This is a genomic window from Burkholderia sp. Se-20373, from assembly GCF_017104705.1.
Lineage (GTDB): Bacteria > Pseudomonadota > Gammaproteobacteria > Burkholderiales > Burkholderiaceae > Burkholderia.
On the sequence record NZ_JAAGPH010000194.1, the window covers coordinates 1 to 11,236 of the forward strand.

The window sequence follows — 11,236 nt, forward strand, 5'->3', positions numbered from 1 at the left end:
TGACTACGCCGGCCGCGTCCGTCGTGCCGGCGGCGCAAGCGGCCCCGGCCGCTCCCGCGGTGGCGCCGGCCAGCCAGCCGCAGACGCGCGCGCAGGTATTCGAGGGCGTCAAGCAGATGACGGCGCTCGGCAAGCAGTTGTTCTTCGATCCGTCGCTGTCGGGCTCCGGCAAGCTCGCCTGCGCGTCGTGCCATAGCGCCGAGCATGCGTTCGGGCCGCCGAACGCGCTGTCGGTGCAGCTCGGCGGCGACGACATGCACCGCACGGGCTTTCGCGCCGTGCCGTCGTTGAAGTACCTCCGCGGCATTCCGCCGTTCAGCGAGCACTTCCACGATTCGCCGGACGAAGGTGACGAAAGCATCGACGCGGGTCCGACCGGCGGGCTGACCTGGGACGGTCGCGTCGACATGCGCGATGCGCAGGCGCGCATTCCGCTCACGTCGCCATTCGAGATGAGCAGCTCGCCGGCGAGGGTCGCGCAGGCGGTTCGCGCCGCACCTTATGCGGACGCGTTCCGCCAGGCGTTCGGCGACCGGGTGCTCGGCGACGACCAGGCGACCTTCGACGCGGTGCTGCGCGCGCTCGACGCGTTCCAGCAACAACCGGCGCTGTTCGATCCGTACACGAGCAAGTACGACGCGTACCTGGCCGGCCATGCGCAGCTCACGCCTGCGGAGTTGCGCGGGCTGCAGCTGTTCAACGACGAGAAGAAGGGCAACTGCGCGAGCTGCCACATCAGCCAGCGCACGCTCGAAGGCGGCCCGCCGCAGTTCAGCGATTTCGGGCTGATCGCGATCGCGGTGCCGCGCAACCGCGCGCTGCCCGTCAATCACGACCCGCGTTTCCACGATCTCGGCGCGTGCGGCCCCGAGCGTACCGACCTGAAGGGCCGCGACGAATTCTGCGGGCTGTTCCGCACGCCGTCGCTGCGCAACGTCGCGCTGCGCAAGACGTTCTTCCACAACGGCGTGTATCACACGCTGGAGGACGTGATGCGCTTCTACGTCGAGCGCGACATCCATCCGGAGAAGTTCTATCCGGTCGTGAACGGCAAGGTGCAGATCTATGACGACCTGCCCAAGCGCTACTGGCCGAACATCAACCGCGAGGCGCCGTTCGATCGCAAGCGCGGCGACCAGCCGGCGCTGAACGCGGCCGAGATCAAGGACGTGATCGCGTTCCTGGGGACGCTGACTGACGGATATCAGCAAACGGCCGCGCCGGCCGGTCACTAGAAGGCAGCGCCGACGGCACGCATGCTATCCTCGCTCGCTGACGGGCGCGGTGTGCGTGCCGGATGGCCGGCCCCCGGTTCGCCGGCATGCACCGCGCCGTTCGATCGAACATCCAAGGAGAACAACATGTCGATGCGTGCATCCCTTTCCGTCCTCACGCGCGTGCTGGCCGGCGCCGCGTGCGCAGCCGCGATGCTGCCTGCCCATGCGCAGAACAACCTGAACTTCCTGAACGACACGCCGCTCAGCTACTTCAGCAAGACCGACCGCGCGTCGCTGTCCAAGGCGGTCGTGCAGGTGCGCGACGAAGGCAAGGACGGCGAAACCACGACGTGGCAGAGCAGCGGCCGCGGCACGCAGATCGATGCGAAGCTCACGCCGACCACGACCGAGACGGACGGCAAGACCTGCCGCGAAGTCGCCACCGAGATCACCGCGAAGGGCCAGACGATGACGCTCAAGCCCGTCTATTGCAAGACCGGCGCGGGCAAGTGGCAGCTGCAGAAACGCTGAGCACGCGCGTGATGAAGCGGGGCGCCGCGCCGCGCACGGTGTCGTGCGGCGTCGTGATCCTCGATGCGGCCGGCCGCGTGTTCCTCGCGCACGCGACCGACACCACGCACTGGGACATCCCGAAAGGGCAGGGCGAGCCGGGCGAGACGCCCGCCGATGCGGCGCTGCGCGAACTGCTCGAGGAAACCGGCATCGTGTTCGGCGCGGATCGGCTGCTCGATCTTGGCCGCTTCGCGTACCGGCACGACAAGGATCTGCACCTGTTCGCGGTGCGCGTGGCCGACGACGAAGTCGATCTCGCGCACTGTACGTGCACGTCGCTGTTTCCGAGCCGTCGCGACGGCTCGATGATTCCCGAGATGGATGCGTATCGCTGGACCGCGCCCGCCGACATCGACGCGTATGCGAGCCGCAGCCTCGCGCGGCTGTTTCGCACGAAGCTGTCGCTGGTGGAGTTGCATCGGCGGTTGATGGGCGAGTAACGAGCGACAGCTTCCGTTGCCATGTGCCCTGGCTTTGCTTCATGGCACGCAACAAAAAACCGGCCCTGGGGCCGGTTTTTTCATGGTCACGCGACGGTGGCTTTCGAAGCCGCACACCGCCGCGCGCGAAGCATGCCGTTACGCCGGCTTGCCCCAGCTGTCGCGCAGCCCGACGATCCGGTTGAATACCGGCTTGCCCGGCTTCGAATCGACCCGATCGGCGACGAAGTAGCCGTGACGCTCGAACTGCAGGCGCGTCTCCGGTGCGATGTCGTCGTTGCCCGGTTCGATGTAGGCCTGCACGATCTTCTTCGAGTCGGGGTTCAGCGCCTCGAGGAAGTTCGCGCCGCCCGCGTCCGGATGCGGCTCCTTGAACAGGCGGTCGTAGATCCGCACCTCGGCCGGCTGCGCATGCTTCGCGCTGACCCAGTGGATGTTGCCCTTGACCTTGTACGTGTTCGCGCCTTCGGTGCCCGACTTGCTGTCGGGGAAGTAGTTGCAGTGCACGGCCGTCACGTTGCCGTCGGCGTCCTTGTCGAAGCCCGTGCATTCGATCACGTAGCCGTAGCGCAGGCGCACCTTGTTGCCCGGGAACAGGCGGAAATAGCCCTTCGGCGGGTTCTCGACGAAGTCCTCGCGCTCGATCCACAGCTCGCGCGAGATCGGGAACGTGCGCACGCCGCGATCTGGGTGGTGCGGATGCACGGGCGCCGTGCACGCTTCCTCGAGGTCTTCCGGATAGTTGTCGATCACGAGCTTCAGCGGATCGAGCACGGCGACGGTACGCGCCGCCTTGTCGTCGAGGTCGTCGCGCAGCGCGCCTTCGAAGATGCTCATGTCGATCCACGAGTCGATCTTCGTCACGCCGATCCGCTCGCAGAACAGGTGGATGCTCTCCGGCGTGAAGCCGCGACGGCGCACGCCGACGATCGTCGGCATCCGCGGATCGTCCCAGCCGTCGACGTGGCCCTCGGTCACGAGCTGCAGCAGCTTGCGCTTGCTGGTGATCGCGTACGTGAGGTTCAGTCGCGAGAATTCGATCTGTTGCGGCAGCGGGCGCGTGAACTTGCCGGCTTCCGCGAGTTCGTTCAGCACCCAGTCGTACAGCGGGCGGTGATCCTCGAATTCGAGCGTGCACAGCGAATGCGTGATGCCTTCGAGTGCATCCGAGATGCAGTGCGTGTAGTCGTACATCGGATACACGCACCATGCGTCGCCGGTGCGGTAGTGGTGCGCGTAGCGGATCCGGTAGATCACCGGGTCGCGCATGTTCATGTTCGGCGAAGCCATGTCGATCTTCGCGCGCAGCACGTGCTCGCCTTCCTTGAACTCGCCGGCCTTCATGCGGCGGAACAGGTCGAGGTTTTCTTCCGGCGAGCGATCGCGGAACGGCGACGGCTTGCCGCCTTCCGTCAGCGAGCCGCGGTTCGCGCGCATTTCGTCGGCGCTCTGGCTGTCGACATAGGCCTTGCCGCGCTGGATCAGCAGCTCGGCGAACTCGTACAGCTTGTCGTAGTAGTCGCTCGCGAAGTACTGGTGATCGACCGCGTCCTTGCGCCAGTCGAAGCCGAGCCAGCGCACCGCGTCGACGATCGAATCGACGTACTCGACGCTTTCCTTTTCCGGGTTCGTATCGTCGAAGCGCAGATGGCACACGCCACCGTAGTCGCGCGCGACGCTGAAGTTCAGGCAGATGCTCTTGGCGTGGCCGATGTGCAGATAGCCGTTCGGCTCGGGCGGAAAGCGCGTCTCGACACGTCCGCCCCATTTGCCGGTGCGGTTGTCGTCGTCGATGATGTTGCGGATGAAATTGGAAGCCGCGGGGGCGTCGTTACGTTCGGTGCTCATGCGGATGGCGTCAGGTTGTGTCGGCGCGTCGCGCCGGTTTAATCCCGTGATTCTACCTGACCGGGGTCCGTCCCGCGCGGCTAGCGGCATGATGGGGGCGGGTTTCGACCGATTATCTCGATATTGTGTCGGCTGTAACACGACGTAAATCGGATTGCCCGGGCCGTTTGGCGTTGCCTATGATGGCTTCACCGAATCAATGCCGCCGTTCGGGATGCCGCGCGGCGGGAGGAAACTAAAAACCATGATGAAAAAGACCACGTTTATCGTTCGTACCGCCGTGATCGTCGCGGCCCTGTCGCAACTCGGCGCGTGCGCCATGACGCATACGCAGCGCAATGCCGGTATCGGCGCGGCCGCGGGCGGCGCGCTCGGCTACCTGGTCACGGGCGGCCCGCTCGGCACGGTCGCCGGCGCGGCGGCAGGCGGCATCGTCGGCGCGAACGTGCGCTGACGGATGACATGACGCGATCCGCCTGCAAAACGGCGGCTTGACGTCCGGTCGCGACGCTGCGCTCAGCGCGTCCCGGCCCCACGCACATCCTTCCAGTATCAGACAGGCAGCATCAGGGAGGAACGGGTGTGCGACACTGCGCCGACGCACCATAATGATTTCACGCGTCGACGCACTTTCCATGAGCCGCTTACCCGTTCTCGTCCTGCCGGGCTACGCCAATTCGGGCCCGCTTCACTGGCAGAGCCGCTGGGAGCGTGCCGATGCACGTTTCTCGCGCGTCGCGATGCCCGACTGGGACCGCGCGTTCCGCAACGGCTGGTGTCTCGCGCTCGATCGCGCGGTTGAGGCCGCACGCGGGCCGGTGCTGATTGCCGGCCACAGCCTCGGTACGCTCACCACCGCGTGGTGGGCGACGCGCTATGCGCGCCCGGCTGCGCTCGCCAAAGTGCGCGGCGCGCTGCTCGTCGCGCTGCCCGATCCCGACGGTCCCGCGTTTCCGACCGATGCGCACGGCTTCGGGCCCGTGCCGCTCGAACGGCTGCCGTTTCCGACCTGCGTCGTCGCCAGCAGCGACGATCCGTATGGCTCGCTCGCGTTTGCCCGCACCTGCGCGAACGCATGGGGCAGCGCCTTCCACGACATCGGCCTACGCGGCCACATCAATGCGGACAGCGGGCTCGGCGACTGGCCCGAGGCGCGCGGCTGGCTCGACGCGCTCGCCCGTCGCGATTAACCGCTCGATTGCCAGCTTGATTGGCCGCGCGCGGCGGGGCGGCGGTTGAGGCCGCTGCCACGCCGGCCGTCCGCACCCGCGCCACCCGCCGCGTTCAGATCGCCTGTTTCGCCCGCAGCGCGGCGATCTTCGCGTCGTCGTAGCCGAGCATGTCGCGCAGCACGTCGTCGGTCTGCGCGCCGAGCAGCGGCGGGGCCGTGCGTGCTTCCGGCGGCGTCGCGCTCATCCGGATCGGGTTGCGCACGAGCTTCGCGTCCGCGCCGCACGGGTGCGGCAGCGACACCTGCATCCCGCGGGCGACGACCTGCTCGTTGTCGAACACCTCGTCGAGATCGTTGATCGGGCCGCACGGCACGCCGGCCGCTTCGAGCGCGGCGATCCAGTCGGTCTTGTCGCGCGCCTTCACCATCTCCGCGAGGATCGGCACCAGCGTGTCGCGGTGGCGCACCCGTGACGGGTTCGTCGCGAAACGCTCGTCATCCGCCAGTTCGGGCCGGCCGCCGGCCTCGACGAACTTGCGGAACTGCCCGTCGTTGCCGACCGCGACGATGATCCAGCCGTCGCGCGTCTGGAACGTCTGGTACGGCACGATGTTCGGATGCGCGTTGCCCCAGCGCACCGGCGGCTTGCCGCTCGCGAGGAAGTTGGTGTTCATGTTCGCGAGCAGCGCGACCTGCACGTCGAGCAGCGCCATGTCGATGTACTGGCCTTCGCCGGTCCGGTCGCGGTGCGCGAGCGCGGCGAGCACCGCGATCGTCGAATAGAGGCCGGTCGCGAGGTCGGCGATCGCGACGCCGGCCTTCTGCGGGCCGCCGCCCGGCGCGCCGTCGCGCTCGCCGGTGATGCTCATGAAGCCGCCGATCCCCTGGATGATGAAGTCGTAGCCCGCGCGGTGCGCATACGGGCCGGTCTGGCCGAACCCGGTGACCGAGCAGTAGACGAGGTCGGGCTTCACCGCGCGTAGCGCGTCGTAGTCGAGCCCGTATTTCTTCAGCTGGCCGACCTTGTAGTTCTCGAGCACGACGTCGCTCTGCGCGGCGAGCTCGCGCACGATCCGCTGGCCCTCGGGCGTCGCGATGTCGACCGTCACCGAGCGCTTGTTGCGGTTCGCCGCGAGGTAGTACGCGGCCTCGGCGGTATCCGCGCCGTCCGCGTCCTTCAGGTACGGCGGCCCCCAGTGGCGCGTGTCGTCGCCGGCGCCGGGGCGCTCGACCTTGATCACGTCCGCGCCGAAATCGGCAAGCGTCTGCGCGCACCACGGGCCCGCGAGCACGCGGGTGAGGTCCAGCACGCGGATATGGCTCAGGGCACCCATCGTCGAATCGTCTCCTTTCATGGCTGGCCCTGTCGGGCAAGGTCGGTTGGCATGCCGAGCATCTTAAGGCGAATCGGCTGCGCGAGTGGCCCACCCGGCCCGGCGCAAGGGCCGAGCCGCTTTCCGCCGCTTTGCCCGGAAGCCGGCCCCGATCCCGTATAATCGATCGTTTCCGAATCCATGCCGCCGCGCGCCCCGACAAGGGCGCCGGCGTTTGAAGCCGTCTTTGCCAGACTGTCCCCGCACGCCATGAAAGCTGCCGAAATCCGCGAGAAATTCCTCAAATTCTTCGAATCGAAGGGCCACACGATCGTCCGCTCGTCGAGCCTCGTGCCCGGTAACGACCCCACGCTGATGTTCACGAACTCGGGCATGGTCCAGTTCAAGGACGTGTTCCTGGGCACGGACCCGCGTCCGTACTCGCGCGCCACGACGGCGCAGCGCAGCGTGCGCGCGGGCGGCAAGCACAACGACCTCGAGAACGTCGGCTACACGGCGCGCCACCACACGTTCTTCGAGATGCTCGGCAACTTCTCGTTCGGCGACTACTTCAAGCACGACGCGATCAAGTTCGCGTGGGAACTGCTGACCACGGTCTACCAGCTGCCGAAGGAGAAGCTGTGGGTCACGGTCTACCAGGAAGACGACGAGGCGTACGACATCTGGGCGAAGGAAGTCGGCGTGCCGACCGAGCGCATCATCCGCATCGGCGACAACAAGGGCCCGCGCTACGCGTCGGACAACTTCTGGACGATGGGCGACACCGGCCCGTGCGGCCCGTGTACCGAAATCTTCTACGACCACGGCCCGGACGTGTGGGGCGGCCCGCCGGGATCGCCTGAAGAAGACGGCGACCGCTACATCGAGATCTGGAACCTCGTGTTCATGCAGTTCAACCGCGACGCGCAGGGCAACATGACGCGCCTGCCGAAGCAGTCGGTCGACACCGGCATGGGCCTCGAGCGTCTCGCCGCGGTGCTGCAGCACGTGCACAGCAACTACGAAATCGACCTGTTCCAGAACCTGATCAAGGCCGCCGCGCGCGTGACCGAGATCAGCGACCTCACGAACAACTCGCTGAAGGTGATCGCCGATCACATCCGCGCATGCTCGTTCCTGATCGTCGACGGCGTGATTCCCGGCAACGAAGGCCGCGGCTACGTGCTGCGCCGGATCGTGCGCCGCGCGATCCGCCACGGCTACAAGCTCGGCCGCAAGGGCTCGTTCTTCCACAAGCTGGTGGCCGACCTCGTCGCCGAGATGGGCACGGCCTATCCGGAGCTGAAGGAAGCCGAACAGCGCGTGACCGACGTGCTGCGCCAGGAAGAAGAGCGCTTCTTCGAGACGATCGAGCACGGCATGTCGATCCTCGAAGCCGCGCTGGCCGACGTCGAGGCGAAGGGCGGCAAGGTGCTCGACGGCGAGCTCGCGTTCAAGCTGCACGACACCTACGGCTTCCCGCTCGACCTCACGGCCGACGTGTGCCGCGAGCGCGGGATGACGGTCGACGAGCCGGCATTCGACGACGCGATGGCGCGCCAGCGCGAACAGGCGCGTGCGGCCGGCAAGTTCAAGGCCGCGCAGGGCCTCGAATACACGGGCGCGAAGACCACCTTCCACGGCTATGAGGAAATCGCGTTCGACGACGCGAAGGTCGTCGCGCTGTACGTCGACGGTTCGTCGGTCAACGAAGTCAAGACGGGCCAGGACGCGGTCGTCGTGCTCGACCATACGCCGTTCTACGCGGAATCGGGCGGCCAGGTCGGCGACCAGGGCGTGCTCGCGAACGCCGCGACGCGCTTCGCGGTAGCCGACACGCTGAAGGTGCAGGCCGACGTGATCGGCCATCACGGCACGCTGGAGCAGGGCACGCTGAAGGTCGGCGACGTGCTGCGCGCGGAAATCGACGCGCATCGCCGCGCCCGCACGCAGCGCAACCACTCGGCCACCCACCTGATGCACAAGGCGCTGCGCGAAGTGCTCGGCGCGCACGTGCAGCAGAAGGGTTCGCTGGTCGACGCGGAAAAGACCCGCTTCGACTTCGCGCACAACGCACCGATGACCGACGACGAAATCCGTCGCGTCGAGCAGATCGTCAACAACGAAATCCTGGCCAACGCGCCGGGCATCGTGCGCGTGATGCCGTACGACGAAGCGGTGAAGGGCGGCGCGATGGCGCTGTTCGGCGAGAAGTACGGCGATGAAGTGCGCGTGCTCGACCTCGGCTTCTCGCGCGAACTGTGCGGCGGCACGCACGTGAGCCGCAGCGGCGACATCGGCTTCTTCAAGATCGTCGTCGAAGGCGGCGTCGCGGCCGGCATCCGCCGCGTCGAGGCGATCACCGGCGACAACGCGGTGCGCTACGTGCAGGAACTCGACGCGCGCGTGAACGAAGCCGCGGCCGCGCTGAAGGCGCAGCCGTCGGAGCTCACGCAGCGGATCGCGCAGGTGCAGGACCAGGTGAAGTCGCTCGAGAAGGAGCTGGGCGCGCTGAAGTCGAAGCTGGCATCGAGCCAGGGCGACGAGCTCGCGCAGCAGGCGGTCGAAATCGGCGGCGTGTTCGTGCTGGCCGCGACGCTCGATGGCGCCGACGCGAAGACGCTGCGCGAAACGGTCGACAAGCTGAAGGACAAGCTGAAGAGCGCGGCAATCGTGCTGGCCGCTGTCGAAGGCGGCAAGGTCAGCCTGATCGCGGGTGTCACGCCTGACGCGAGCAAGAAGGTCAAGGCCGGCGAGCTCGTGAACTTCGTCGCGCAGCAGGTCGGCGGCAAGGGTGGCGGCCGTCCGGACATGGCGCAGGCAGGCGGCACCGAGCCGGCGAACCTGCCGGGCGCGCTGGCTGGCGTGAAGGGCTGGGTCGAAGAGCGTCTTTGATCGTTCCGGCCGATGCGATGCCGTCTCGTTACGGCATCGCGTGAAATGAAAAAGACCCGATCGGCATGCGCCGGTCGGGTCTTTTTGCTGGTACGCCGGAACGATGCGTGCCGGCTGCCGCACGACGATTCAGGCCGGCACGGTGACCGGCGGCTTCGCTACACCGTCCGACTGCCGTGCGGCCTCGGTGAGCGCATCGCGCAACGCGGCCAACGCGGCCGACGCATAGCCCTGGCGCCACGCGAGCAGCGTATCGATGCCTTCCAGTTCGGGGATCACGTGCGCGGTGAGGTTGCCGGTCTCGGGCTGCAGGTCGAGCACCGAACGCGGCGCGACCGCGATGCCGGCCCCCGCCGCGACGCACGCGACGATCGCGTGATACGACCCGAGTTCGAGCACGCGCGCCGGCTTGACGCCATGCCCCGCGTACCACTGCTCGACGTACTTGCGATACGTGCAGCCGCGCTCGAACGCGATCAGCGTCGGCAGGATCACGTCGCGCGGCGTGCGTACCGGCGGATGGCCGCGTGGCGTGAGCAGCACCAGGTCCTCGCGGAAGACCGGCACCGTCTCGAACGTGTCGGGCAGCGTCTCCGGCGCGGGCGGGCGGGCGAACAGCGCGGCGTCGATCTCGAAGTCGCGCACGCGGTCGATCAGCCAGCCCGTCGTGCCCGTCAGCAGTTCGAGCGACACGTCGGGCCACGCGTGGTGATAGCGCGCGAGTAGGGTCGGCAATCGGCTCGCGGCCGTGCTCTCCATCGTGCCGAGGCGCAGCCGCCCGCGCGGCGTGTCCTCGCGCACCGCGTCGCGCGCCTCGTCGGCGAGCGCGAGCAGGCGCTCCGCATACGGCAGCAGCGTGTGCCCGGCCGGCGTCAGCACGAGCCGGCGGCCGTCGCGCACGAACAGCGCCGCGCCGAGTTCCTCCTCGAGCTGCTTGATGCGCGTCGTGACGTTCGACTGCACGCGATTGAGCTTGGCCGCCGCGCGCGTCACGCCGTTCTCGCGCACCACGGCCCGGAAAATCGCCAGCGCCGCCAGATCCATGATTCTCTCCGAGTGATGAGTGGATTCTCAATTATTCATTTTTCGAGAACGTTTGGTCAAGCTAGGATGGAAGCATTCCGATTTCCGATCCGGCCGGCGCGTTGAACGCCGGCCCTTGCCGCCATGTCTCGCTCCGATGCCCCGACCGCCGCCGCCGGCGCGCCTTTCGTCGATGATGCCGACCGCCGCGCCCGCGCGGCCGCGCTGGCCTGCATGGTCGGCCTCGCGGTCGTGCTCGGCGTCGGCCGCTTTGCGTTCACGCCCTTGTTGCCGCTGATGCTCGCGGACGGCTCGATCGGCCTGAAGGCCGGCGGCTGGCTCGCGTCGGCGAACTACGCAGGCTACTTCGTCGGCGCGGTCAGTTGCGCGGCGCTGCGGGTGGCGCCCGCGCGCATGGTGCGGGTCGGGCTCGTGGCCACCGTGGTGCTCACCGCCGCGATGGGGGTCGGCCACCTGCTGCCGGTGTGGCTCGCGGTGCGCTTCGTCGCGGGCGTCGTCAGCGCATGGACGTTCGTGTTCGTGTCGCAATGGGGGCTGCGTCGGCTGGCCGACCTGCATGCGCCGGAGTGGAGCGGGGTGATCTATGCGGGGCCCGGCGTCGGCATCGTGGTGACGGGGCTGATCGGCAGCGCGCTGGCCGGCCAGCGCGCGGCGTCGGGCTGGCTCGGTTTTGCCGCGCTGTCCGCGGTGCTGTCGGTCGTGATCTGGCGTACGTTTGCGGCCACCCCGGCGCAA

Annotated in this window: 10 protein-coding genes; 7 read left to right on the plus strand and 3 right to left on the minus strand. The window is 67.9% G+C overall.

All coding sequences use genetic code 11. The annotated features are described in order from the left end of the window. From G3N96_RS34930 to G3N96_RS34940, 3 genes are all read left to right on the plus strand, one after another. On the plus strand, nt 1-1,235 hold a 1,235-nt coding region (locus G3N96_RS34930; RefSeq protein ID WP_206140013.1), incomplete at its 5' end, for a cytochrome c peroxidase. A 126-nt stretch (nt 1,236-1,361) separates the two neighbouring features. Beyond that, the gene (locus G3N96_RS34935; RefSeq protein ID WP_206140014.1) at nt 1,362-1,748 is read left to right on the plus strand and encodes a hypothetical protein; all 387 of its coding nucleotides are present in this window, start codon (nt 1,362-1,364) and stop codon (nt 1,746-1,748) included. 11 nt (nt 1,749-1,759) lie between these two features. Beyond that, complete coding sequence (locus G3N96_RS34940) at nt 1,760-2,230, plus strand: NUDIX hydrolase (RefSeq protein ID WP_206140020.1); 471 nt, start codon at nt 1,760-1,762, stop codon at nt 2,228-2,230. Nucleotides 2,231-2,368: 138 nt separating this feature from the next. Here G3N96_RS34940 and G3N96_RS34945 read toward each other — a convergent pair whose 3' ends face one another. Then, on the minus strand, nt 2,369-4,078 hold the full coding sequence (locus G3N96_RS34945; protein ID WP_206140015.1) for a glutamine--tRNA ligase/YqeY domain fusion protein: 1,710 nt from the start codon (nt 4,076-4,078) through the stop codon (nt 2,369-2,371). A 244-nt stretch (nt 4,079-4,322) separates the two neighbouring features. On the opposite strand from G3N96_RS34945, the gene G3N96_RS34950 reads away from it, so the two are divergent. Further along, nucleotides 4,323-4,532: an ornithine acetyltransferase gene (locus G3N96_RS34950; protein WP_011351716.1), complete on the plus strand. Its 210-nt coding sequence runs from the start codon at nt 4,323-4,325 to the stop codon at nt 4,530-4,532. Nucleotides 4,533-4,713: 181 nt separating this feature from the next. Further along, a complete protein-coding gene (locus G3N96_RS34955; protein ID WP_206140016.1) occupies nt 4,714-5,268 on the plus strand; it encodes an alpha/beta hydrolase in 555 nt (184 codons plus the stop codon). A 94-nt stretch (nt 5,269-5,362) separates the two neighbouring features. On the opposite strand, the gene G3N96_RS34960 is transcribed toward G3N96_RS34955, so the two are convergent. Further along, a complete protein-coding gene (locus G3N96_RS34960; RefSeq protein WP_124575773.1) occupies nt 5,363-6,583 on the minus strand; it encodes a CaiB/BaiF CoA-transferase family protein in 1,221 nt (406 codons plus the stop codon). Between the two features lie 249 nt (nt 6,584-6,832). Between G3N96_RS34960 and alaS the strand changes: the two genes are divergently transcribed. Continuing rightward, a complete protein-coding gene (alaS, locus tag G3N96_RS34965) occupies nt 6,833-9,457 on the plus strand; it encodes an alanine--tRNA ligase (RefSeq protein WP_206140017.1) in 2,625 nt (874 codons plus the stop codon). A 129-nt stretch (nt 9,458-9,586) separates the two neighbouring features. Here the strand turns inward: alaS and G3N96_RS34970 are convergent, their stop codons facing one another. Next, the gene (locus G3N96_RS34970) at nt 9,587-10,501 is read right to left on the minus strand and encodes a LysR family transcriptional regulator (RefSeq protein ID WP_206140018.1); all 915 of its coding nucleotides are present in this window, start codon (nt 10,499-10,501) and stop codon (nt 9,587-9,589) included. A 123-nt stretch (nt 10,502-10,624) separates the two neighbouring features. On the opposite strand from G3N96_RS34970, the gene G3N96_RS34975 reads away from it, so the two are divergent. Then, nucleotides 10,625-11,236 (plus strand): YbfB/YjiJ family MFS transporter (locus G3N96_RS34975; RefSeq protein ID WP_206140019.1); only part of this gene is annotated, 612 nt, incomplete at its 3' end.

Bases quoted from the DNA above. Each gene is read 5' to 3' on its own strand.
- G3N96_RS34935 (WP_206140014.1), top strand. From the start codon at position 1,362: ATGTCGATGCGTGCATCCCTTTCCGTCCTCACGCGCGTGCTGGCCGGC.
- G3N96_RS34940 (WP_206140020.1), top strand. From the start codon at position 1,760: ATGAAGCGGGGCGCCGCGCCGCGCACGGTGTCGTGCGGCGTCGTGATC.
- G3N96_RS34945 (WP_206140015.1), bottom strand. From the start codon at position 4,078: ATGAGCACCGAACGTAACGACGCCCCCGCGGCTTCCAATTTCATCCGC.
- G3N96_RS34950 (WP_011351716.1), top strand. From the start codon at position 4,323: ATGATGAAAAAGACCACGTTTATCGTTCGTACCGCCGTGATCGTCGCG.
- G3N96_RS34955 (WP_206140016.1), top strand. From the start codon at position 4,714: ATGAGCCGCTTACCCGTTCTCGTCCTGCCGGGCTACGCCAATTCGGGC.
- G3N96_RS34960 (WP_124575773.1), bottom strand. From the start codon at position 6,583: ATGGGTGCCCTGAGCCATATCCGCGTGCTGGACCTCACCCGCGTGCTC.
- alaS (WP_206140017.1), top strand. From the start codon at position 6,833: ATGAAAGCTGCCGAAATCCGCGAGAAATTCCTCAAATTCTTCGAATCG.
- G3N96_RS34970 (WP_206140018.1), bottom strand. From the start codon at position 10,501: ATGGATCTGGCGGCGCTGGCGATTTTCCGGGCCGTGGTGCGCGAGAAC.